The organism is Variovorax sp. P4_B11 (assembly GCF_056402355.1).
In genome coordinates this window covers 1-23,282 of the sequence record NZ_JBFUHO010000095.1, presented here as the reverse complement: position 1 = coordinate 23,282, position 23,282 = coordinate 1, and the positions used below count along the sequence as shown (strand labels likewise).

The 23,282-nt window shown below is 73.3% G+C and carries 15 protein-coding genes and 1 pseudogene; all 16 read right to left on the bottom strand.

From position 1 onward, the window contains the following. Positions 1–1,499: pseudogene (locus AC1DYD_RS38790) on the bottom strand (hypothetical protein); the annotation flags it as partial. Beyond that, positions 1,499–3,454, bottom strand: coding sequence for an ATP-binding protein (locus AC1DYD_RS38785; protein WP_478178043.1), 1,956 nt, complete (start codon positions 3,452–3,454; stop codon positions 1,499–1,501). The pseudogene AC1DYD_RS38790 and the gene AC1DYD_RS38785, both read right to left, overlap by 1 nt. Continuing rightward, positions 3,451–4,989: a hypothetical protein gene (locus AC1DYD_RS38780; protein WP_478178042.1), complete on the bottom strand. Its 1,539-nt coding sequence runs from the start codon at positions 4,987–4,989 to the stop codon at positions 3,451–3,453. Before AC1DYD_RS38780 ends, AC1DYD_RS38785 begins: the two co-directional genes overlap by 4 nt. An 8-nt stretch (positions 4,990–4,997) precedes the next feature. After that, the gene (locus AC1DYD_RS38775) at positions 4,998–10,028 is read right to left on the bottom strand and encodes a hypothetical protein (protein ID WP_478178041.1); all 5,031 of its coding nucleotides are present in this window, start codon (positions 10,026–10,028) and stop codon (positions 4,998–5,000) included. Positions 10,029–10,070: 42 nt separating this feature from the next. Next, entirely contained in the window at positions 10,071–11,660 is a 1,590-nt protein-coding gene (locus tag AC1DYD_RS38770) for a hypothetical protein (protein WP_478178040.1), read from the bottom strand. A 24-nt stretch (positions 11,661–11,684) separates the two neighbouring features. Next, complete coding sequence (locus AC1DYD_RS38765) at positions 11,685–12,590, bottom strand: hypothetical protein (protein ID WP_478178039.1); 906 nt, start codon at positions 12,588–12,590, stop codon at positions 11,685–11,687. Further along, a complete protein-coding gene (locus tag AC1DYD_RS38760) occupies positions 12,587–12,940 on the bottom strand; it encodes a hypothetical protein (protein WP_478178038.1) in 354 nt (117 codons plus the stop codon). The genes AC1DYD_RS38765 and AC1DYD_RS38760 overlap by 4 nt, the downstream gene beginning before the upstream one ends. Before the next feature lie 18 nt (positions 12,941–12,958). Beyond that, positions 12,959–13,273, bottom strand: a complete 315-nt coding sequence (locus tag AC1DYD_RS38755) for a hypothetical protein (RefSeq protein WP_478178037.1) — start codon at positions 13,271–13,273, stop codon at positions 12,959–12,961. Between the two features lie 426 nt (positions 13,274–13,699). Next, the gene (locus AC1DYD_RS38750) at positions 13,700–16,489 is read right to left on the bottom strand and encodes a phage tail protein (RefSeq protein ID WP_478178036.1); all 2,790 of its coding nucleotides are present in this window, start codon (positions 16,487–16,489) and stop codon (positions 13,700–13,702) included. 240 nt (positions 16,490–16,729) lie between these two features. Continuing rightward, a complete protein-coding gene (locus tag AC1DYD_RS38745; protein ID WP_478178035.1) occupies positions 16,730–18,997 on the bottom strand; it encodes a putative baseplate assembly protein in 2,268 nt (755 codons plus the stop codon). A gap of 3 nt (positions 18,998–19,000) precedes the next feature. Then, positions 19,001–19,372, bottom strand: coding sequence for a GPW/gp25 family protein (locus AC1DYD_RS38740; RefSeq protein ID WP_478178034.1), 372 nt, complete (start codon positions 19,370–19,372; stop codon positions 19,001–19,003). Next, positions 19,369–21,036, bottom strand: a complete 1,668-nt coding sequence (locus AC1DYD_RS38735; RefSeq protein WP_478178033.1) for a hypothetical protein — start codon at positions 21,034–21,036, stop codon at positions 19,369–19,371. Before AC1DYD_RS38735 ends, AC1DYD_RS38740 begins: the two co-directional genes overlap by 4 nt. 18 nt (positions 21,037–21,054) lie before the next feature. After that, positions 21,055–21,744 (bottom strand): phage baseplate assembly protein V, encoded by a 690-nt coding sequence (locus AC1DYD_RS38730; RefSeq protein WP_478178032.1) that lies wholly within the window; start codon positions 21,742–21,744, stop codon positions 21,055–21,057. Between the two features lie 77 nt (positions 21,745–21,821). After that, the gene (locus tag AC1DYD_RS38725; protein ID WP_478178031.1) at positions 21,822–22,907 is read right to left on the bottom strand and encodes a phage late control D family protein; all 1,086 of its coding nucleotides are present in this window, start codon (positions 22,905–22,907) and stop codon (positions 21,822–21,824) included. A 25-nt stretch (positions 22,908–22,932) separates the two neighbouring features. After that, a complete protein-coding gene (locus AC1DYD_RS38720; RefSeq protein WP_478178030.1) occupies positions 22,933–23,100 on the bottom strand; it encodes a hypothetical protein in 168 nt (55 codons plus the stop codon). 2 nt (positions 23,101–23,102) lie between these two features. After that, positions 23,103–23,282: hypothetical protein (locus AC1DYD_RS38715; RefSeq protein ID WP_478178029.1), on the bottom strand; the 180-nt coding region annotated here is incomplete at its 5' end.

Below are 23,282 nucleotides of genomic sequence, written 5' to 3'. Positions count from 1 at the left end.
GTGATCGTCGGCCCGTCGCCGGAGGCCACGCGCGGCGGCTCGGCATCGGGCACGCGCGGCGGCGGCTCGTGGCCCAGGCCCATGCGGCGGCCGGCGGCGCCGGTGAGGCCGGCACCGGCCAGCCCGCCCGCCATGCCGCCGACGAAGCCGGCACTGGCGCCGGCGGCCTCGCCGATGCGCCCGCCCTGGGCCTCGACATCGGTCGGGTCGGCCTGGCTGGTGAAGGTGTGGAGCGCGCGGAACAAGGTCACGAGACGCTGCAGCACCAGCGCATTGATGCCGTCGAGGATCATCGTGGCGATGCCGATCGCGCCCGCGATGGTCGACAGCGTCGCGGCCAGCGGCGTGGCGACGCCGACGGTCAGCACGGTGATGATCCACATCGCGATCGAGATCGCGCCGATCACGCCTGCGATCACGTTGAGCACCGCCGTCGCGATGCCGATGATCTCGGACACCGCGGCGATGCTGTTGGCCAACTGCTCGTAGATCGAGCCGCCCTCGCCGAAGCGGCCGATGGTCTCGCCGGTGCGGCCCCAGTCGCGGGTCGCGAGGTCGTAGGCCGAGAAGACGCCCCCGATCACCGCGCCGATCGCCGGCAGCGGAAAGCTGCGCGCCAGCGCCGGCCCCGCCAGCCGGGCCACCAGCCGGCCGACGCCGAGCTCCACGGCCTGGGTGCCGGCTCCCATCGCGGCGCCCATCAGCGCGCCATGGCCGAAGGCGCCCAGCGCGCCGGCACCGGCCGCGGCGACGATGAAGTCGGCGCGGGTCGTGCTGCCGGCGGCGCCGACACGCGCCGCGGCGGCACCCCAACGCTGGTGCTCGGCCAGCTCGGTGTCGATCATCGCGATGTCGCCGGTCGCCAGCGCCGCCATCGCGTCGCCTCCGCCGGGTGCGTCGCCGCCGGCTGCGGCGCCATCGGCGGCCGGGCCGCCGCTGCCCCGGCCCGGGGCACCGGATCCGCCACCTTCTGCGCCCTCCCCCCCGGCGCCTGCGCCCGCATCGGCGGCGCCACCCTCGGCGGCGCCTTCGGGCAGCGGCTCTTCACCGGCGGGCGCGGCCTCGTCGGCACCGCCTTCTTCGTCGCCCCCACCGCCGCCATCGACCGAGCGCGATCGCGCGCGCGACGCATCGGCGCCGGGCTCGGGCACGGAAGCACCGACCTCCTCCACCGGCTCCGGCGCGAACGAGGCGATGGCCTCGGTCGCTTCAGGCAGCTCGGCCGCACTCTCGCGCCGCGCAGCGATCGACTGGCGCAGCGGCACGCTGTCGTCGACCACGCTGGCCAGCGGGCCCTCGGCCGTCATCGTTTGCTCGGCGGCGCCGACCGCGGTCGCGAGCGCGGATTCGGCCCCGAGGTACCTGGGCATGCCGGCAACCTCCGGCACCGGCGTCTCGGACCGCGGCTCGCCCAGCGGCTCGCGCGTGGCAGGCTCCGCGCGCGGCTCCCGGCGCGGCGGTGCCCGCACGCGCGGAGACAGCGCCAGCGCCGCGCCCATCACGCCTCCGGCAGGCCCGGCCCCAGGACCGCGGGCATCTGCCGGCCGAGCTTGCGGCATTCGGCGGCGACCGCATGCAGCGCGTCCGCATAGCCGATCGGCCGCGCCTCGTGGCGCGCGCGCGTCGCAGCGCCCAGCACGATGTTGCGGATGTGGCCACCGGCCAGGTCGCAGCCCACCGCCAGGCGGTTCAGGTCGCCGCTCGACAGCACATGCGCATCGCCCAGGTGGCCGATCCACAGCGCGCGCCGCTCCTCGGGCGTCGGCTGCGGAAAATCGAGGATCGCGTCGAGCCGCCGCGTGAAGGCGCTGTCGAAGCGCGTGCGGCTGTTGCTGGTCAGCACCACGATGCCTTCGAAGGACTCGATGCGCTGCAGCAGGTAGTTGGTCTGCGCGTTGGCGAAGCGGTCGTTCGACTCCTTGACCTCGGTGCGCTTGCCGAACAGCGAGTCGGCCTCGTCGAACAGCAGCAGCACCTCGGCATGCTCGGCGCGCGCGAACAGCTGCGCCAGGTTCTTCTCGGTCTCGCCGATGTACTTGCTGGTGACCGAGGCGACGTCGACCCGGTACAGCGGCAACCCGAGCTGCGTCGCCAGCCAGCCCGCGGCCAGCGTCTTGCCGGTGCCCGAGGGACCGACGAAGAGCGCGCGCACGCCCGGCTTGTAGCGGGTGCGGGCCGAGGCGCCGAGGCCCTCGGCCAGGCTCTCGCGCAACTCGCAGCGGCGGCGCAGCGACTGCAGGCCGTCGCGCAGCGCCGGCGGGATCACCAGAACCTCCTCGGCGATCTCCTCCGGCATCAGCTCGGCCAGGGTGCCGAGTTCGGCCGCCACGCCACTGCGCGCGGCCGTGCCGACATGGCCGCGGTGCAGCGAGGTCGCGCCCTCGAGCCCGGCCTGGTAGCGCGCCGCGCGGCCCAGCTGCTCGATGCGCGCGGCGTCGTAGCGGTACTGCACGCCCACGCGCCGGGCGGTCTCGGGGTCCGCCAGGTGCCGCTGCCAGAGCCCGGTGCGCTCGGCCGCGTCGGGAAGAGGAACGCGCCAGCTGTCGACCGTGTCGCCGTCGCGCTCGAAGCTGCCGTCGGGCCCGCAGGCCACCAGCAGCGGGCCGCGGTAGCCCGGCAGGCGCGGCAGCCTGCGCGCCTCGCCGGGCGCGAGTTCGAGGCACAGCACCGGCAGCGCGCCCGCGAGCGCCAGCCACAGGCCCGCGCCCTTTTGCGGCTCCTGCTCGAAGAAGGCGGCGCGCAGGCCCAGCGCCTCGGCCACCAGTTCGGCCGCGCTGCGGGCCTCGCGCGGATGGCCGCTGCGAATCGCCAGCGCGCCGCCGCTGGCCTTCAGCGCCTGGGCCTGGTGCGCCGCCGCGCGGGCCAGCGACGGCACCGCGGCCGCTGGATCGCCGCGGCGCAGCGCGACGCCGGGCCACAGCGAGCGGCCCTCGCGCAGCGCCAGCACCAGCGGCACCGGCACCTGCAAAGCCTGCTCGGGCAGCGGCCGGCGGCTGGCCTCGATGTCGGCATCGAGCTGCAGCAGGCCGTGTTCGCGGGCCGCGCCTTCGAACAGGGTCAGCACCGAGCCGCTGAGCCCGAGCGCCTCGGCCGCGGCCAGCACCAGCCCGACCGTGGGCCGCGAGCCGCCGACCGGCGCCTGCAGCCAGGCCAGCACGCGGCCGGCCATCGCGTCGGTCTCGACCGCCGCCGCCAGCGCCACAGCGATCAGCTCCACCGGTTGCAGCGGCAAGGTGGCAGCCAGCGTGTGCAGCAGTTGGTCTTCGGCCGGTGGCACCGCGATCCAGGCTTGCAGCGCGCCGCGCGGGCCGTCCTCGAAGGCCGCGCAGCGGCTCGCCAGCCAGCGGGCTTCCGCATCGGACTGCGGCCCGGCCTGCGGCTCGAGGCCATGCAGCGCCGACAACGCCAGCGCATGAAGCTCGGGCGCCGGCAGCGTGCGTGTGGGCGCGTTCATGGCTCCGATGCGTCGTAGTGGAAGCTCACCACGCGGCCGAACCACGGCAGCCAGCCCGGATCGATGTCGAGCCCGAGACGGCGCACGCGCAGGTCGACGGTCGACAGCGCGAAATGCATGTCGAGGTGGGTCGGTGTGAGGCCCAGCCGGCCGGGCCGGCGGACCAGGCTCGCGAGGCCGATGCGGGCTTGGCGGCGCAGCCAGCGGCGCGCCGTGGTCAACCAGCAGTCGACCCGTTCGTCGGCGCGCCGGCCGTCGGCCAGCAGCGGCGGCCATGGCGCCTCGGGCATCGCGATCGCCCACGCCGGATCGTCCACCGGCGCCCGCAGGCGGACCAGGGCGGCGGCCAGCACCGCGCGCGTCCAGTCGGTCGGATCGCCCGCGCCAGCCTCTGCCTCGGCCCAGTGCGGCAGGCCGACATGGGCCAGCACCGGCAGCAGAAGAGGCAGGCCGGCGAAGGCGGTGGGAAGGGTGTCGAAGGCGGTGGGAAGCGTGTCGAAGCCGGTTTCGCCGAGATCGCCGGTATCCCGAAAGTCGCCGCCGGACGGCACGATGGACGCATCGACATCGGGCTGCGGGGAGGCCGACGCCTCGCCAGCCGCAGGCGCATCGCGAGCCATCGGCGCTCGAACCAGCGGCCTCAGCGCCGGCACGGGCTTTGGCAGAGGCGCGCGGTGCGCCCGGGCTTCGGGCGCCAGGCTGCTGAAGGGTTCCAGGGGCAATGCCGGCTTGTCGCGGACGATCGACGACGCCCCGGGCGCGGTCGCGAGGGGCGACGCGTGCCGGGCCTGCGGCAACGTCCTGCGGGGTTCGGCATCGCGCCGTCCAGCGGCCTGCAGCAGGCCCTGCAACCACGGTGGCGTCGCCGGGATTCGGCGTTCGGCAGCCGCTCGGCCGATCGCCGCAGCGGAACGTGCCGGCGACACATCGGCATCGCCGATCGCCCGGGCCTCCTCCACGTCCGGCAGCGGCAAGCCCGCCGCGCGCAGCAGCGCTTCGCCGATGCGCTCCGGTATCAGCGCCGCCAGCCGCTGCGCACCGCCCGCGCTCGCCACGCGCAGGGCCCAAGCCGGCAGCGCCACGCGCGCCTCGGCCGATCGGGCCAGCGTGGCCGCGATCGCGCGCAGGTTGTCGCCGGCGTCAATGCCGGCACGGAACTCGGGCACCGCCAGCGGCCAGTACCAGGCGCTCGCGCACTCCCCGCGCAGCAGCCGGCTCGCCAGTGCCACGCGCGCATGCCAGGCGCTCGCGAACACCACGCGCTCGGCCCGGGTCTGGTCGTCCAGCGCGCCCTCGGTCCAGAGCGCGCCGCTCTCGGCGAAACGGGCCTCGATCACGCGCGCGATGGCCTGCGACGACGCCTGCCGGGGCAGCCGGCCCAGCGCCAGCCGCCGCACCAGCAGCAGCCGCGCGCCGGCATCGGGCAGGCTGGCGCAGCGCAGCGCGTCCTCGATCCGCACCACCGCGGCGCGCGCCGCCTCCTTGCTGCCGGCCACGAGCCGCAGGCGACGGGCGTGACGTTGCGGCAGGCTCATGGCGAAGCTCAACGTCCGAACAAGGTGCGCCTGGCGCTGGCCGTCTTCATGCTCAGCATCGCGCCGTCGTCGAAATGAATCCGCACGTCGGTGCCGAGTTCGACCTGCATCGCCATCGTTTGCACCACCCGCGCCGAGATCTCGGCGTTGCCGATGTCTTCCACCAGCGCCCGCGCCACCACCTGCTCGCCGCGGTAGGCCACGGCCTGCATGCCGACGCGCAGCTTCGAGGCGTCGATCGCCAGCAACGGGATGCGCGTGCCGACGACCACCGCCGGCATCGGCCGCGCCAGGCGGCCCGTGATGATGCGGTCGACCGGCGCGTGGCTCGCGAGCAGCAGGCACATGCGCACCACGTCGTTGACCAGCGCCACCGCATCGGGCTTGTTCGGCTCGATCTGGCCGAACAGCCAGTCGACGTAGCCTTGCATCTGCTGGCGGTCCTCGAAGGCGATCCCCGACCAGCGCGGCAGGCTCGCGAGGTTGCGCAGGTTGGGCGCGGCGTCGAACTCCGACAGCGTCTCGGCCCACTGCAGCCGCAGCGCCGGCAGCACGGCCGAGAACTCGGCGTGCAGGCAGACCGCGATGCTGCGGATGTTCTCGAGTTCGGCCGCGGCGCTGCGCGCGACGTCCGCGCGGCCGTGGCCGCCGTCGGCCAGGTCGGCGAAGGACACCACCTGCTCGGCCTGCACGCGCTGGCCCTGCCAGGTGAGGCCGGCGAGGGCCGCGAGGTCGAGCGCCTGCATCGCCGCGATGCGCGGCGCCAGCGCCTGCACCTGCCGCGTCGCGACACCGGCGATGGCCTGGCTGATCTTCGTCACGCCCGCGGTGGCGGCGACGATCGGCGTCGCCAGCCCCGACAGCGCGCGGGTCTTGGCCACCTGCACCATGCGCAACAGCGGCTCCGAGCGGTCGAGCCGCTGCAGGATCGGCGGCGCGGCGACGAACCAGTGGGCCGGCGCCTCGCGCACCACGCGCATCATGTCGGCGATCTCGTCGGGCACATCGGGATGCGCGCGCAGGCAGGCCGGCACCGGCGCCTCGAGCAGGCCGGGGTCGACCGAATGGGTCGGCGTGGCCAGCAGGTTCTCGACCTCGCGCGGCCGCACGAAGGCCAGGAACTTGACCTCGTCGGCCAGCACCCGGATGCGGTTCGCGTTGACCGCGTCGAGCCGCTCGCTTTCCTCGGCCAGCAGCGAGCGCGCGACGCTGACGTCGTGGCGCGCCTCGGCCAGTTCGTCGGCGACGCCGACCAGCCGCGTCCCGACCGCGGCCAGCGCGCCGCGCACGCCGGTGGCCGCGGCATTGCAGACGCCGAGCGCATCGCGGTAGAGCTTGATGCGGCCTTCCATCTTGCGCATCAGCGCCACCACGTGGTCGGACAGGTCGGTGCTGTCGGAGAACATCGCGCCCTCGTCCGGATCGCCGGTGGTCTGGCCGGCCGGCAGCCGCGTCGGCACCTTGAGCAGCGCCCCGAGCAGCGGCCGCTTGACCAGGAAGTCGGTGAAGGGCCGCTCGAGCGGCGGCGGCCCGGCCTCCGGCTTCAGGTCGTCGAGGAAGGTGTCGCCCTCGAGCCCGCGCATCGACACGTCCTGGAACAGGCCCGGCGTGACGCCGCCATCCTCCGCGGTCAGCGTGTCGGCCAGCCGCACCAGCGACAGCACCGCCTCGTAGCGCGAGGAGGTGGCATAGTCGCGCGCCTCCTTCGACTTGGGATCCTCGAGCCGCTTGGCGATGGTGGTGGTGCGGATGAAGGCGCTGCCGGTCAGCGGGTCGGCGTTGGCGACGTCGGAAGGCGACGGCGCCGCGGCCTTGCCGCCGATGCCGATCACCTGGATGTCGCTGAGCGCCCGCGTGTCGAACAGCTCGACCCTGCTGCCGATGCTGCCGGCCAGGCCGGTCGAGATCGGCAGCTTGACCGTTGCCGTGTCGCCCAGCGTGGTGCCGATCACGCCGGTGCCGAGCCGGGTGCCGACGCTGCCGCCGACCGAGATCACGCCGGTGTCGACGCGCGTGGCCAGCGGCGACAGGAGCAGATCACCGGCCCGCGCGCCGACCGCGGCAGCCGCGGCAGCGGCACTCGCGACCGCGCGCACCGGGGCCGCCGGCGCAGGAGGCGGCGGGGTCGCGACCACCTTCTTCTTCAGGTCGGCGATGAAGCTGGAGATCTGCTCCTGCGAAGCGGTCGCGGTCTCGGCCTGGGCGATCGTCGCCAGCACCGGGGAGACCGCGAGCCGGGTCGCCGCGGTGGTGCCCAGCATCAGCTGGCGCACGCGGTAGACGTCGGTCTGCACCTTCACGAAGCCGTAGTCGACCAGGTCGTCGGCGCGGTCGGTGCGCGACTTCAGGTAGGCCGAGAAGCCGTCGATGCCCAGCAGGTAGAGCTGCATGCGCTCGTGGGCCGACAAGACCTGCAGCGCCGGGTGCGCGAACAGGTCGTCGAGCGCCGCCACCTTGCCGTTGATCGAGGCGGCCGACGGCGCGCGCAACTGCGCGGCGGTCAGCAGGCTCCAGCCCGGATTGGTGGTCGGTCCGCCGCCGGGCGCATCGGTGACCGCAATCCAGGGACGCTCGGTGATCGGCGCGCCGGTGGCGGCGGTGCTCAATGCGCCCGCGGGGCCGAACACCGCGAAGCCGTCGAACTGCATGAAATCGAGCGCCGTGAAGGCCGCGCCGTTGGGCAGGTCGAGCGCCGACAGCGCGACCGACAGGCGGGCCCAGCCACCCGGCTGCGGCAGCGGGCCGGCATAGACGCCGGCATGCGCATCGGCGACGTTCGACGGGATCTGGTTCCAGCCCCAGTAGGCGCGCCGCGCGATGTTGCCGTCGGGCACCCGCCACTGCAGCTGGATCTCGCGCGGCGGGTCGTTGGGGTCGAGGTAGACCCAGGCGTACAGGCTCTCGGTCGGCTGCACGGCGAAGGCCGGCGGCCGCGGCGCCGGCGCCAGCGCGATGTCGTAGCGGTGGAAGTGCAGGCCCTTGGCCGGCGCATCCGCATGGCCGCCCGAGGTGAAAGGCGGCGCCGCGGGCGTCGCCGGCAGCACGCCCAGCGTGGGCTCGAACGGGGTCCACAGGTCGTTGGCGGTCAGCATCTCCCAGCCGTCGTCGCCGAACAGCCGGGCACCGTCGGGCAGCACGTTGCAGAACCACTTGCGTTCGCTGGCGCCGCTGCCGCTGCCGGTCATGCCGTAGGCGGCGCGGCCGTCGAACAAGGTGAAGGCCATGCCGTCGAGGGTGGCGTTGGCGACGCCGACGCTGGCCGCCGGCACCTCGAGCCGCACCCAGCCGCCCAGCACCGGCAGCTCGCCGATGCGCCGGCGCGAGGCGGTGCCGTCGGTACCGAAGGCGATCAGATTCTCGCCCCAGTAGGCGCGATGCTCCCAGTCGGCGCCGGCCACGTGCCACTGCAGCATCAGCGTGCGCGGCGGATGGTCGGGGTCGAGGTTGACCCAGCAGTAGAGAGGGTCGCCGCCAGGCGCCAGCGTTTGCGTGGCACGCTCGAAGTAGTGCTGGTGCAGGCCCGCGACCAGCCGGCTGCGGTGGCCGCCACCCGCCGGCGCCGGGCCCCAGGGCGACAGCGTTTCGGTTTCGACCGCATCGTCGTCATCGTTCCAGGCCACCACCTGCGGCGGCTGGCCGTCGAGCCCGTGCTTGAGCACCGACTGCCGCAGGCGCAGGCCCTGGCGCAAGCCCAGCGTGCGCGAACGGACCCGCAGGAAACGATCGAGCGTGCGCTGGAATTCCGGGTCGGGGGTCTCGTTGGTGATCAACAGCCGCGGCTCCCACGAAGCCAGCGGCACCGGCACCAGCAGCCGCACGCTCTCCGTGGCCTGCATGTCGAGCGGTGCCAGCGCCGCATTGGCACGCGCCGCGATGTCGAGTTGCTCGACCGGCACCGGCACCGCGTCGATATCGAAGCCGGCCGGGAAGAAGGCGCTGCGGCGCGTCACCGGTTCGTAGCAGTTGCGCGGCAGCAGTCCCATCGGCGGCAGGAAGCCCGGGAACGAAGTCGCCAATTGCTCGGGCGCGAGCGCGGCGTCGGCGGACAGCGCGGCGACCTCCTCGGCGAACTGCTCGATGCGCGCCTGCTGCAGCGAGGGCAGCCGGCTGCTGGCCACCAGCAGCGGCGCACCGGCGGTGCCGGTGGCCAGTTGCAGCCGGGCGTTGCGCGCCAGGCCGCCGCGGCGCACCACGCTCGCGCGATCGGCCCACAGCGGCTGCTCGGTGGCGAGGTCGAGTTGCACCAGCGCCACCGGCACGCCCCAGCCCTCCCACGGCAGCGCGCTGGCGGCGGCCAGTTCGGCCTCGGCCTCGAAGATGGTCCAGGCCAGCGCATTGCGCGCGCCCGGGCCGGGCGCCGGCAAGGCGCGCCATTCGCTCGGCCACACGTACCAAAGCAGTCGCACCGCGTCGCCGATGCGCCAGTCCTCGAACACGCTCGGGTCGCCGGTGCTGCCCTCGTCGCAGGCCGAGCGCTCGCAGGGGTCCTCGGGATCGAACTCGGAGGTGTCGGCCAGGGCCGGCTGCAGCAGCAGGATCCCGGTGGTCGGCAGGGCCGCCCGCGAAGCGGCGGACAGCGCGCCGAGCGCGGCGCCGATCTCGCGCGGGTTCAGCGAACCGTCGGCCGTGGGTGCGCCAACGCCGCTGCCGTCGTCGAAGAAGCCCGGCGGCGCGACCACCGGCAGGTCGGCCAGCGTGGTCGAGAGCGGCTGGCGCAGCACCGCGTCCTCGCCGGTCACCGCGAGCCCGCGGCCGCTGGCGATGTGCACCGCGACCTCGGCGAAGCGCGTGCCGCCCGTGGCGCCCCGCACCACGGCCTCGAAGCCGTCGACCGTGCCGGGCACCCAGTCCTGGCCGCGCTGCGCGATGTGGCCGGCCTGCCAGGCCTGGCGCTGCGCCAGCGCGCCGGCCGACAGCGCGCGGCCGGCGAAGAGGTTGAGCCGCCGCTGCCAGAAGGTGGAGGCATCGGTCGCGTTCTCGGGCGACAGCGCCAGCACTCTTTCACCGGCAAGCGGCGTGGCGATGGGTCGGATGGCCATGGCGGTTCCTTGTGGCGTGCTCGGTGATCGGGGCGGTCGCGTTCAGGCGGGCTTCTTGTGCGCCGCCTTCTTTGCCGCGGCCCGGGACGAAGCCTTGGGGCTGGTCGACCGCGAAGCCGGCTCGGCGGCCGATGCCCGGGTGGTCTTCTTGGCTGCGGCCTTCTTCGCGGCCGCTGCCTTGGGCGCAGCGGATGGCACGGCGACCCGCACGGCGCGCGGCGCGGCGGGTGCAGGCGCCGGCGTCGGTCCGCCGATCACCGCCAGCGGCGTGCCGGCCAGGTCGTCGCGGTAGGCCAGGTTGCGCCGCCGCACGTACCAGAGGCGAGGCAGGTTGGCCAGCCGCGTCCACTCGGCATCCGAAGGCGCCGGCGCCGGAAGCGGCAGGGGCAGCCGCAGCCGCGTGAGGATCTCCAGCGGCTTGCGCAGCGCGACCTGGTTCGGTGCCGCGGGACGGAGCGTGCGCACGCGCGACTCGAGCCGCGCGATCACCGCGCGCCATTCGGCGCGCGGGACCGGCGCCAGCACCAGCACCGCGGTGCGGTCGAGCGCGGCCTCGCTGTCCTGCAGGTCGATCGGCGGCAGCGCGAGCGACTCTTCCACCAGCGCGGGCAGCTCGTCCTCCGGGATCACCGAGAAGTCGACATCCACCTCCGTGGGGAAGTAGCGCTGCGTGAAATCGCTGGTGGCGATGATGCCGGGCGGCAGCGGGCCGGCCGGCGGCAGCGCCTCGAACTGCGTCGCCGCCGGGAAGCTGCGGCCGCCGAGCTGGCGCGTCACGTCCTCCAGGTGGGTGGTGTGCTGCATCAGGTGCGCGAGCCGCAGCGCGCGCGGCGCGAAACCCAGGCCCGGCAGGTCGCCGCGGTCGGCGCCGAGTTCGCGCCGCACCATCGCCTCGTCGATCCAGACCAGCCTGTTGCCTTCGAGCGCCAGCATCGCGAGCGGCAGCAGGCCCGAAGCCACCGCCGCATTGCCGCCCTGCACGAAGATCGTCCGCGCTGCATGCGCGCGGCGGGCCTGCAGCGCATCGGCGGCGCCGTCGTCCTGCCACGGCACCAGCGTCACGGCGGTGGCCTCGATCACGTCGCCGTCCTCCACCGTGCGCGGGCCGGTCAGCGTGGTCGGATAGGCGCCGATCGGATTGGCCGTGTACTCCACCGGCCGCAGCGCCAGCACGAAGAGCCCGGTGCGGCTGCGCATCGGCGCCGCCGGAATGCGGCCGAGGCCGAAGCGCGCCGACAGCTGCTCGGCCAGCGGCAGGTCGCTCAAGTTGATGCGCAGGTCGGCCGGCAGCAGCACCAGCTCGCCGGTCGGCGTGATGCCCTGCCCGGCGCCGATGACGAGTTGCGAGGCGCTGTCCCCGATGTCGACCTGCAAGCCGGTCGCCACGCCCGAGCCGGCCGCGCGACCGAGGTCGGCTTCGCGCGTGAGGAAGTACTGCTGGTCCTTGATCAGGTCGCGCGCCGCCAGGAAACGGCCATCGAAATAGCGCGGCCGCTCGCGCCGCGCGTCCTCCACCAGCACGCCGCTGCTGCGCAGCCGGCGCACCTCGTCGAGGGCGATCTGTTCGCGCGAGGCGCCGCGCGCGACGTTCGAGAAGTTCGAGCTGCGCGAATCGAGAAGCGAGGTGGCCATGGCGGGCTCCGGAAGGCTGGCAAATCAAAGGCCCGCCGACTGCCACAGCAATGGCATCGAGGGCAGGAAGCGGCGCGAGAAGTTGTCGACCAGCGGCACGTCGGCCGTGCGCTGCGGCGGATTGGCGGCGCCCACCGGCAGCAGCACGCGGGCGATGAAGACCGCGCTGGTATCCAGGTTCGGCGGATGCTCGGGCCCCGGCGGCAGGCCCTGCGCGGTGCCGCCGACGTGGCCGCTCGCGACATAGCCGCCGAGCACGGCATCCTGCGCCGCCGCACTTCGCTCGCTCGCGCTGCCGGTGCCGAGCAGCGGGCCGGCCGGCGGCAGCGGCAGGCCGGCCTGGGTGTCCGAGAGACCGGTGCGCGGCACCATCATCAGTTCGTAGGCATCGCGGATGCGTGAGATCGACACCGCGTTGAGCGCGTCGAAAGGGCCGGCCGCGAAGCTCGGCGTCAGGCCCACCGCGCACTGGGCGAAGCGCAGGTAGACATCGGCCACCACGGCGCGCGCGGGCAGCGCCGGGTTGGCTGCGAGGAAGCGCGCCGAAACGAAGCGCTGCAGGTTGTCGTAGGCGCTGGTGCGCAGCGTATCGCCGCCGTCGGCGGCCGCGACATCGGCGAACCAGTCGGCCAGCCCGCGGCAGGCCGGACGCGGCAGCTCGACCAGGCGGCCGAGCCGGTCGACCGCGACGCCGGGCCGCACCCGCACCTCCTCGGCCTGGGTCGCGCTCTGCGGCTGGTGCTCGACCGCGAGCCCGGCCAGCGTGCCGCCGCCGGCCAACAGCGACAAGGCGAGCGCGAGGCGGCCGCGGTGGTAGGTCTGCTCGTCGCTGAAGTCCTGCGCGTCGAGCAGCATGCCGGTGGCATAGGCCGGCCGCTCGGCGCGTGGCTGCGCGAACAGCGGGTCGGCAGCGGTGGCCAGGATGGTCATGGCTTTCTCCTCTTGCTTTTGCGTGCCGGGGTCGGCTTGGGCGGGGGCGGCACCGGGCCGGCGTCGCGCACGACCAGCGGCGAGACCAGCGGACCGGCGATGACGGGGCCGGTGATGGGCGGGCGCACCGGGTCGACGACCGGCCCCACCACCGGCGGCCGCACGATCGGCGGATCGATCGGCGGCAGCACGCGGTCGCGTACCAGCACCACGATCTGGTGGGGCTGCGAGCGCACGCCGTTCCTGTCCTCGACCACCAGCTGGAAGCGATGGCTGCCCGCGGGCAGGCCGTCCACTTCGATGCCGGGGACATCGGTGGTGACGGGCTTGCCGATGGCGAAGGCGACCATGGTGCGTCCCCGTCGTCCTCAGGTGGCCGGGCCGACGTAGGTCCAGACGTACTTGACCACCTTGCCCCCGCCGACGTCGAAGGACTTCTCGCCGCTGAGCTTGAAGCTGGTGCCCGAGGCCACGGTCTGCGGCCCCTGGAGTACCGCGGTCGGGGCCGCCTGGTCGGCGATGATGACCACGATCTGGTCGGGCTTGGACTCGTTGCCCGAGTCGTCGACCACGATCAGCCGGAAGATCTGCCGGCCCACCGGCAACGGCTTGTCGGGGCTCACCGTGACTTCGATCACCGCCTCGGCGGTGCTGATGTCGGTACCGATCACGAATTCAGCCATGTGGTTTCTCCTGGGGTTGAAAGGAATCTGGGGCGTCTTGTCGTTTCCCTTGGGGTGGGCGCCCGGCACGCGGTGCGGGCCGGGCTCCGGGGGGGGAACCGAGGGGCGTGTACGTCTCCAACGATGAAGCTTGCGAGCAGGCGATGCGCATGCGGCGAACAGTTCACCCCCAAGGTGTCCGCGGTGGTGGGCGGTATGCCCTGGGCCGGCCGTTGAGGCACCGCCGAGCAGCGCAGCGGTGCGCGGAAAGAGGGCCGCGCGTGTTTGAGCGAAGCGAGTTTGCGCGGACCCCGCGTACCGCGAGCAGCGCAGGGCAGCCCGAAGGGCCGGTGACGTCGGCCGGCCCAGGGCATACCGCCCGCCATCGCCGTCCACGCAACGCTGAACGCAATTCGTCCCAAAAAGAGTTTCATGACACTCCCGGCTTCAGTCCTGCGGCGGCAACAGCCGCCACCGGTATTCGGTGATGCGTCGCCCTTCAGGCGCACGCGACCCACTGCCATCCAGCACGAAGCTGGTGCCCACCGGCACCGCGCGGTCGCGCCCCGCATCGGCCACTGGCGGCCCGACCAGCGCCCCGGTGTTGCCCGCGAGCCGCGGGTCGAGCACGCCGGGCCCGATGAGCCGATCCCCGAGGCCGATCGAGGACACACCGACCCGCACCGGCCGCGGTCGGCGCGGCGGCCCGAGATAGGTATCGACACCCACCAGGCTGGCGATGCCGACCAGCAACGGCCAGGTCGCGCCCACCACGCGCACCAAGACATGCGCCGGCGCTTCGAGCTGCGCGATGCGGCGGATCAGCGCGAAGTCCTGCGGCTCGAGCGCCTGATGCACCAGCACCGTGGCGCGATGGGCCAGCCGGCCGAGGAAGTCGAGCGCGGCCGCGTCCTCGCTGTCGCTGGTCGCGACATCGGCGTACAGCGCCGCGAGCTCCGCGCCTTCGCTGCTGCCGACGAACAGCGTGTCGCCGACGATCGAGTTGCCGCTCTGGTGCAGGCCGGGCAGCAGCGGATCGTGCGCATCGCTCATGTCGACGCCGAGCAGCGTCGCCAGGATGCGGCGCAGCCTGAAGTCCTCGACCACCACGATCTCACCGCCGCGCACCGCACCGCCGCTGGCGACGTCGAGCGCCAGCCGCAAGCCGTCGCGGGTGCCGTGGCGGCGCGCCAGATCGGGGGCGGCGCGCAGCCATTCGCGCCGCCGGTCGGCGGGCAGCGCGGGATCGAAGGCGACACCGATCCAGGCTCCCAGCCATTCGAGATTCGGCTCCGGCACCCCTTGCGGATCGCTCAGCAGATGGGCCGCCGCCACGCGGTCCTCCAGCTGGGTGAGCACGCCCTCGAAGTTCGCGACCAGTCGCGCATTGAAGTCCGCCGGCGTGGCCTGCGGCTGGTAGATCGCGATGAAGTCCACCGGCACCGCGCCCTGTGTGTCGGTCTCGCGCCGCAGCCGCCAGGCGCTCGCGGCATCGTGCAGCAGCCAGGCCTGGCCCGCGCGCTCGACCGTCACCGAAGTCGCCGCGCCGGGCCGGACGCCGGCCAGCATCAGCCGGGCGCGCACCGTGTCGTCGAGCGCGCCGCCGGCATCCAGCGCTGCCGCGTGCGCGATCTCGATGCGGCCGGCGCCGACTCCGGGCGCGAGCGCCGCATCGCCGAACAGGCTCTCGCGATAGACCCGCGGAAGGTAGCGGTCGACGTAGGAGAAGCGGCTGGCCCAGGCGCGCAGCGCAATGATCTCGGGGCTGGCGCGGCCATCGCCCGACAGCACCACGCGCAACCACAGGTAGCGTCCCTGCAGCGTGCGCACGCGCCGGCGGCTGGCCTGCACCAGCACGCCGAACAGGCCGCGCTGGCCGGGTACGCGATCGCCGGACAGCAAGCCCGGATGGCCGGCCAGTTCGCTCGGCGCCCGGTCCCACGCGGCGTTCGGCACCTGTGGGCCGCCGGCGCCCTCGTCGATGGCGGCGGCCTCGCGGCCGAAAGCATGCGGATGCCATTGCGTGCCGTCGTCGTCGGCCGGCGGCCGGGCGACATTGGTCGCGGCCAGCCAGACCACGAAGCCGCAGTGCGGCGGAATCACGGCTTCGGCATTGAGCCGGTGCCAGACGGTGGTGGTGTCGCCGCTGTCGATCAGCGAGGCACGGAAATCGTCCCCCGCCGCGGCGAGGAAATTGCGCGCCTCGCCGCGCCGCGCCGAGGTCTGGTAGGACAGCGCATGGAGAGGCTCGGCCCGACGCGCCGCCACCGGGTAGCGGGGCGGCTGGCCGTCCTCGCGCACGCCGCCGCAGAACGAGGCCTCGCGCGCCTCGGCGTTGAGCGGAAAGACCTCGCCGAGCGGCACCACGCGGCGCTGCGCATCCGCGGCCGCGAGATCGAAGGCCGGTGCATCGCGCCGGCCGGGCACGCGCAGCGCGATCCGGTCGCCGTCGAGCGTGGCGAGCGAATAGGCATAGGCGGCACCGTCGAGCTGCAGCGGCGCCTCGAAGCGGGCCTCGGCCGCATTCCAGCGCCGCACCGCCGCACTGCCCTCGCCGTCCAGCCAGCACAGCAGCATCGGCCCCCCGGTCCGGTCGTCGGCGATCGCGAGCAGGCGCTCGCTGGCGCCCAACGCCAGCGTCGCGAACGGCTCGAGCGTCGGCGGACAGCCGTTCTCGGGTTCCGGCCGGAACACCTGCGGGGCGTACATGTCGGTGGTCGGCGTCTGCGCCCGCAGCGGCTTGCCGTGCAGCCGCGCGATGCGGCCACGGGTGCGTTCGAGCACCCACGCGCCGTCCGCTGCGATCGGCGCCACCCGCCAGGCGACGAAATCCTCGAGCGATACCGGCAGGTCGGCCCAGCGGCCGCGCAGGTCGTGCAGCAGCAGGCCGCCGGCCCGCACGATCAGCAGCACGCCGTCATGGACGACGCAAAGATCGCTCGGCGTCTCGTCAAGGTCGAGCAGCAGGACGTCGTCGGGCAGCGGCCCGTGCACCACCACGCCGCGCACGCCACCGTCCCAGCTGGCCACGCATTCGAGCGCATCGACCGCGCGCGGCACCTCCTCCAGCGCGGCCTGCGCGGCGGTGAAAGCCGCGGCGGGCGCGAGCGCCGGCAGCAACGGACGTTCGGAGGCCAGCCGCAGCGCCGCGCAAGAGCCCGCGACGCCGGCATGCCGCAGGTCGGGCCATGCAGCCCGCTCCGCGAGCTGCCAGAAGCGAAGGCCGTTGGCATCCATGTCAGTGCCCGCCCGGCCGCCCGAAGGGCGTTGAGCGCCCCCTGCGGGGGCAGCAATACACGAAGTGATGCGCGTGGGGGCTTTTCATGTCAGTGCTCCACCACGTGATCGCGTGACCCGCGACGCATGAAACCGGCGCAGGCAAATGCCAGGGATACCGCGGAACCGGCTTTGCCGGGCCGCCGGTATCGCCCCCCTTGAGGGGGGAGGCGCCGCAGGCGCTTCGGGGGGTGTTTCATTTCAGCAGACCTCCGGCACGACAGGGACCGCGACTGCGTTGTCATCGGCGAATGGATTCGGCAGCGCCGACAGATCTCGCGGCGGCGAATCGCCCTCGACCGCCACCACCGCCAGCAGCTCGGGCAACTGCCACGCCAGCAGCGTCAGGAGCTGCGCGCCGTCCGAGGCGATCGAAGGCAGCGCCTGCCAGGCATCGCCGTTGCGCTGGAACAGCGTGATGCCGCGCAGCTCGTCGACACCGTCGACGCGCGACACCTCGACCTCGAGCTCGCGGCTGCGCACCGCGCGGCCCAGCGGCCAGCCCTTCCGGTCGAGCCCGCCCGGCGCCAGCGGCCACAGCAGGCGGCGCAGCGATTCGCGCACGTCGAGCAGCACCTTGTCGCGCGCGAAGCCGTCGCGCAGCCGCACCGCGACCGCGATGCCCAGCGCCACGTAGTCGCAGCCGATGACGTACAGCTCGGTGGCCAGCGGCACCCGCACCGACAGATGCGCATGCAGCCGCTCGATGAAGGGCCGGTCGGGCCGCGGGTTCGGCGCCGGCTGCAGCGGCGCGGCCGGCAAGCCCATCACGCTGACCACGCCCGGCACGTTGAAGCGCCGGTCGGCGGGCTTGAAGCGCGGCAGCACCTCGATGCGGCCGACCTCGATGCCGGGCGCCTCCTCGGCCAGACGGCGATAGTCTTCCTCGGTCACCGCGCGGTCCCGATGGCGCAGCATCGCGGGGATGCGGCGCTCCGCCAGCGCCAGCGTCTCGGCATCCTCGCCGCCCTCGGCCGCCAGCGGCTGCTGCACCGCGATCGCCGGTGCCGCGCGCGCGTCGATGCGCGTCGCTCGCAGCTCGCCCATGCTGCCGGGCGGCAGGTTGCCGGCGCGGCCACCGCCAAAGCGCCCGCTCGCCAGCCGCACCCGCATCTCGCGCTCGGGCACGCGGCCGCGCACGCCATCGCCGAACAACAGCGTGCCGGCCTCGGCATCGAGCTGGAAGACGCGGGCCTCGCGCGCCACCGCCGCGTCGGCGCTGATCGCAGCCAGGTCGTCGACCGCGGTCCAGGCGCGGTAGCCCTGCCCCGGCTCCTCTACCTGCACCACCAGCGACGAAGGATCGACGGACCCGAAGGGCAGCGAGAAGGTCTGCGAGCCGCCACCGGTCGAAGCGCCGAGCACGCGCGCCGTCACCGTGGTGCGCTGGTCGACCTCGGCCGCATTGATGCCGAGCCAGGCGAGCTTCAGCGACGCCACGCTTTCACCCGGCTTCGGCCGCAGGCGCAGCCAGGCGACCACGCGCCCCGCGCGATCCGGATCGTCGAGCCGAGGCGGCGCATCGCCGACACCGGCGAGCGGATTGACGCCGACATCGTTGGGCGGCGCCCAGATGTCGCGCTGGCCCGGCAGCTGCAAGCGCAGCGTGCCGGCGCGCGCCAGGCCACCGCTGCTGTCGGTGCCGGGCTGCACGCCGAGCGTCAGGTAGTCGGTCGCGAAGCCGCTCGCGCCTTGCGTCGTCAGTTCCCAGAGCACCGGCACCGGCGCAGGCGCGGCGACGTCCTCGAACGGCGCCGGCATCGTGAGCGCAGGCACCACGCCGACCGACAGCAGCGCCGGCAAGCCGCCGCCGCCGGTGCCCATCGCCAGCGTGACCGCGGCATTGACGGCCGGTTGGTCCACCGGCCGCGGCGCGACGGGCGCCAGCAGCGCGATCCACAGCGCGCGGTCGGCGCTCCGGCCGAAGACATCGAGCCCGCCAGGCACCGCCCTGCCCTCGGCGAACACCGGCGTGGTCTCGTAGCCCTGCGGCGTGCCCGCGATGCCGTGGATGCGCGCCAGGCCTTGCAGCACCTCGGCGCGATCGGCGCGCTCCTGCGGGCTCAGGCGGCGCTTGATGTAGGCCTCGCCGCTGAGCGGCAGCACGGTCGTCTCGGCCAGCGTCTCGAAGGGCAGGGCCGCCTTCACGCTGCCATAGGGCGCCAGCGTATGGGCGCCGAGTTCGGTCGGCTGCGCGAAGCCCAGGCTGACGATGGCGCGCGCCGGCTGCGCGGGCTTCAGGCCCATGCCCAGCAGCTTCAGGAACACCAGCCGCTGCCGTTCGGGAATCAGGTTGGCGCGGTACAGCAGCGCATCGCCGAGCCAGGCGAAGAGCTCGATCAGCGTCCGGCCCGGATCGCCGAGCCGCGGGTTGGTCCACTCCGGCGTGTGCGCCGGAATGCGCGCGATCAGGTCCTCGACCAGGTCGTCGAAGCGTCTGTCGTCGAGTGAGGGCGGCAGGATGGGCATGGTTCAGCCTTCCAATTGCACCGTGACGTTCATGGCGCCCGGGGTGCCCGTGCGCGCGAGCCGGAACACGATCTCGACCCGCAGCGCGCTGGGCTCGTTGTCGACCTCCCAGACCTCGACCGCGTCGAGCAGGATGCGGCGCTCCCAGCGCGTCAGCGCGTCCCGCACCAGGTCGCGGATCTGGCGCCGTGTGGCGACCGTGTTGGGCGCATGCAGCAGCCGGTCGAGTCCGCCGCCGAAGTCGGGCCGCATCAGCTGTTCGCCGGGCCGGGTCGAAAGAATCAGCCGGATGCCGTCGCGCACCGACTGCGCAAGATCGGGCCAAGCGAGCGCGCCGTTCGCGTCGGGCAATGGCAGCAATGGAAAACCGCTCATGACGGATACGGCGGCTTCGCCGGCGCCTTGTTGCCCATCTTCGGAAACGGCACGCAGATCTTGATGAAGAAGAGCCAGCCGAAGATCAGGTTGAACAGCGTGAGGAAGATGTTCAGCACGATGAAGGCACAGATCGTGATGATCGGGATGTTGAAGCCGCAGATCCAGGTGATGCCGAGCGATCCCATGTTGGCCTTGCCTTCGAGCAGGTCGCGGGCCTTGCCCGACAACAGGTTCTGCATCGACGGCGGCACCACGAAGGCGACGTTGGGCTTGAGCTGCTTGAGCATGCCGCGGTCGCTGGCATCGGGCAGCGGAATCATCACCGGCGGCCGCGCATCGGCGCTCTCGTACCAGGGCGCGATCACGAAGGGCTCGCTCTCCTGGCTCCAGACGATGCGCGTCGGGCAGGCGCCCTCGGGCTTGATGCGGACGAAGGCGCGCACCTGGTAGCGCGCGCCGGGCTCGTCGTAGCGGCCGCTCTGCGGCAGCAGCGTCGCGGCGCGTGCCTGCATCGCGGCATGCATCGCGTTGGCCAGCGCCTGCGTGGTCTGCGGGCTCAGCGCCGGCCAGCGCTCGGGCATCTCGATCGGCGCGGCAATGCGCTCCTTCTTGAGCAGCACCTTGCAGGCATCGGCGAGGAAAAGATCGGCGCGCACGCTGAGCCGCTCGATCTGCCCTTCCTTCAGGGTCAGCGGCAGCGAGATGGTCGACAGCGCAGTCCGCAGCGCATTCGCCTCGGCGCCGCCATCGAAGGCATTGAACTCGCTCGCGAGCTGGCGCAGCAGCAGCAGGAAGACGCGCATCTGCCCGGCCGGCTGGCTCGGCTGCTCGCTGTCCTCGATCGGTGCCTTCAAGGCCGCGAACTGCGCCGCGCTGACGTCGGCCGGCTTGACCTCGCCCGGCGACTCGCTGGCATCGAACCAGCCCGGCACCACCTGGGCGCCGGCGAACGGGAACGGCGTTTCGAGACCGCGCAGCGGCGCCACGAGGTGGGTGCGGAAGGCGCTCGAGTCCGGCCCGAAGTCGACCGACCCCGGCGCGGCCGCAGCCGGCGCGGCCTCGCTGATCTCGCTGCTGACGGTCGGCACCATGCCGTAGAACACGGTCTTGCCGGCATCGGCGCAGACATCGGGCGGTGCGATGAAGAGCGGCACCACGTCTTCCTCGAACAGGTTGTCGGGCTGCTGCAGCGCAAAGCCCGCGAGCTGGCGGTCGATGTCGGCCACGCCGGTGAGCCGGCGCTGCAGCCGGTGCCGCGCCGCCGGGTCGCTGCCGCTGCCACCGACGCGCGAGATCGGCACCCAGCCGCGCACCCTTCCGTTCGAGCGCATCCACCCTTGCGGCTCGCCATTGGCATCGAGCCGGCGCAGCACCAGGCCGGCCGAATCGACCCGCTGGGGATCGATGCGCGGCGCGCCCGGCGTGTCGCACCAGGCCTCGATCAGCGCCAGGTGAAACTGGCGCTGGATCGGCTGGAACAGCTTCAGCGTGCCGTGGGCATCCACCGCCCTGGCGCGACGGCCGGCCAGCACCTGGCGGCCCTGCGCGCTGCGCAGTTCATCGAGGGTCGACTGGATGAAGTCCTCGTCGCTGCGCTGAAGCAGCGCGGGCCTGGAACTTGCCAGCATGTCGCGCGGGGCGCCGATGAGGATGTCGTGCATGGCGTCGTCCTCTCCCTGCTACCAGACGTTGCCCGCGCCGGGCGTGTAGCTGGTCGAGATCACGGCATTGGTCTGCAGCACGTCGCACTTGACCATGCCCGAGAACTTCGACATCGCGGCATCGACCGTCACCATGCCGGCCGTGACCTCGACGGTCGAGGCCTGCACCTTGACCTTGGCCGCGGCCTGCACCGTGATGCCGGCCGATTCGAGCGTGATCGAGTTGCCGTTGCTGTCCTCGATCTTCACGCTGCCCGGGCCGTCCTTGAGCGTGAGCTTCTGGCCGCCGGGCGTCTCGAGTTGCAGCGTCTCCTGGCCATCCTGGTCGTCGAGCGTGACGACGATGCCGTTCTTGGACTTGATGCGCTTGAAGCGGTTGCGGCCGCCCGACTCGATCGCGGCGGGCGGTTGCGCCGCGCCGTTCCACAGGCCGCCGATCACCAGCGGATGGCGCGCGTCGCCCTGCACGAACACCACCAGCACCTCGTCGTCGACCTCGGGCAGGAAGAACACGCCGCGATCGCTGCCCGCGAACGACGAGACCACGCGCGCCCACATCGTCGAGTCCTGCTCGGCGACGTCGGCGAAGGACAGCAGCTTGACCTGCACGCGGCTGCGGTGGTCGGGGTCGTCGAGCGAGACCACGCGCGCGAGGAAGCCGGATTGCATCCAGCCGGCGGTGTTGTGGAAGACGGCGTCGCGCTTCATGTCAATGCCCGCCCGGCCGTCCGAAGGGCATTGAGCCCCCTCGGGGGGCCGTGAACGAAGTGAGCTCGGGGGTCATGTCATTGGCCCAAGTAGGCGCACTCGGCGCGGAACTCGGTGCGGTAGCCCTGCCGCATGTCGAACAGGTGCCGTGCCTCGGTCACGTAGTAGCTGTTGTCGAACTGCGCCGAGATGCCACTCAAGCGCAGCTGGGCGCCGACCCGCATGCGCGCATTGCCCTCGGCCGTGCCCTCGGCGCGCAGGAAGCGGCGCGCCCGCTGGTCCATCGCGGCCTCGGCCAGCGCCTGCGCCTCGCCGTCGGTCGACACCGCGTAGCTGCCGACATGCTCGCTGCGTGTGCCGAAGACTTCCTCGGCCCAGGCCACGCCGCTCTTGCCGCTGCCCGGCCCGCCATGCGTGATGCCCGTGGCCGAACCGTTCACGGCGCTGCCGTCCTGCGCGTTCCAGCCCGCGGTGGTCACGGCCGTGACCTGGTCCGCCAGGTCGGCCGTGATGCGCACCCGCGCCAACTGGCTGTTGAGCGTGAGCTCGATCGTGCCGCGCTGCACCTCCTGTCGCGGCGCCACCGCGAGCGCCGTGCCGGTGACTTGCAAGTCGGCCTCGAAGCGTGCGGCGAGGCGGCGCAGGAAGGCCAGGTCGGTCTCGTTGAGCTGCATCCAGGTGCCGCTTGGCGATGCCAGGCCGGTCACCGTCGGCGACAGGCCGAGGTTGCCGGCCACGGCCTGGATCACGTCGGCCGGCGTCATGCCCGCGTAGACCTTGGTGCGGCGGGCCCGGCGCGCGGCGCTCAGTGCGTCCTCGGCCAGCACCACGAGCTCGGGCGGCTGGCCGTAGTTGCAGACCATCTCGAGCGCACTCACCTTGCCGCGGAAGATCTCGTTCGGCGCCGCCTCGTCGCCGGTGCCGACCCGCAGCTCCGCGCCCAGCTTCAGCGGCGACTGCGCATCGAAGGCCAGCTCGGCGCCGCCGCTGCCGGCGGCGACCCAATTGGACAGCCGCAGTTCGAGCGTGCTCATGCCGCCTTCGCTCTCCTCCATCCGCATCGCGCTCAGCAGCGTCGTCACACGCTCGACCGCCTGGCCGCCGATGCGCACCACCGGGCGGGCGCTGAAGATCGCCGATTGGCTGAGGCTGGTTTCGGACATGCGATCGTTCCTTGGTGCGCTGCGTTCAGTCGGCCGAGAGCCGCGCCTGCCGCTCGGAGAAGATGCGCAGCTCGCGCTCGAACTGCTCACGCGGATCGGGCGGCGGCGAGGCTGTCGCGGCGGCGCCTTCGGTGCTGCCGCGGGCCGGCTCGCGTTCGATCTCGGCCGAGACTTCGTCGAATGAAATGGGCATCGTCAATCTCCGAATCCGATTCGTGCATGCAGGTCGGCGCCGGCGCCGACGTCGGCCGACAGGCTGGCGCCGCCGCTGGCCTTCGCGCGGCCGCCGGGGCCGAAGGAGACCGGGCCGCTGACGCCCGCCGCCGGCAGCAGCGCGGCGCGGGCCGAGGCGGTGTCGACCGAAGCGCTGGCGCC

Coding starts and splice junctions, on each gene's coding strand:
- AC1DYD_RS38765 (WP_478178039.1), bottom strand. CDS start 12,590: ATGACCATCCTGGCCACCGCTGCCGACCCGCTGTTCGCGCAGCCACGC.
- AC1DYD_RS38780 (WP_478178042.1), bottom strand. CDS start 4,989: ATGAGCCTGCCGCAACGTCACGCCCGTCGCCTGCGGCTCGTGGCCGGC.
- AC1DYD_RS38735 (WP_478178033.1), bottom strand. CDS start 21,036: ATGCACGACATCCTCATCGGCGCCCCGCGCGACATGCTGGCAAGTTCC.
- AC1DYD_RS38740 (WP_478178034.1), bottom strand. CDS start 19,372: ATGAGCGGTTTTCCATTGCTGCCATTGCCCGACGCGAACGGCGCGCTC.
- AC1DYD_RS38725 (WP_478178031.1), bottom strand. CDS start 22,907: ATGTCCGAAACCAGCCTCAGCCAATCGGCGATCTTCAGCGCCCGCCCG.
- AC1DYD_RS38785 (WP_478178043.1), bottom strand. CDS start 3,454: ATGAACGCGCCCACACGCACGCTGCCGGCGCCCGAGCTTCATGCGCTG.
- AC1DYD_RS38730 (WP_478178032.1), bottom strand. CDS start 21,744: ATGAAGCGCGACGCCGTCTTCCACAACACCGCCGGCTGGATGCAATCC.
- AC1DYD_RS38770 (WP_478178040.1), bottom strand. CDS start 11,660: ATGGCCACCTCGCTTCTCGATTCGCGCAGCTCGAACTTCTCGAACGTC.
- AC1DYD_RS38775 (WP_478178041.1), bottom strand. CDS start 10,028: ATGGCCATCCGACCCATCGCCACGCCGCTTGCCGGTGAAAGAGTGCTG.
- AC1DYD_RS38720 (WP_478178030.1), bottom strand. CDS start 23,100: ATGCCCATTTCATTCGACGAAGTCTCGGCCGAGATCGAACGCGAGCCG.
- AC1DYD_RS38745 (WP_478178035.1), bottom strand. CDS start 18,997: ATGCCCATCCTGCCGCCCTCACTCGACGACAGACGCTTCGACGACCTG.
- AC1DYD_RS38760 (WP_478178038.1), bottom strand. CDS start 12,940: ATGGTCGCCTTCGCCATCGGCAAGCCCGTCACCACCGATGTCCCCGGC.
- AC1DYD_RS38755 (WP_478178037.1), bottom strand. CDS start 13,273: ATGGCTGAATTCGTGATCGGTACCGACATCAGCACCGCCGAGGCGGTG.
- AC1DYD_RS38750 (WP_478178036.1), bottom strand. CDS start 16,489: ATGGATGCCAACGGCCTTCGCTTCTGGCAGCTCGCGGAGCGGGCTGCA.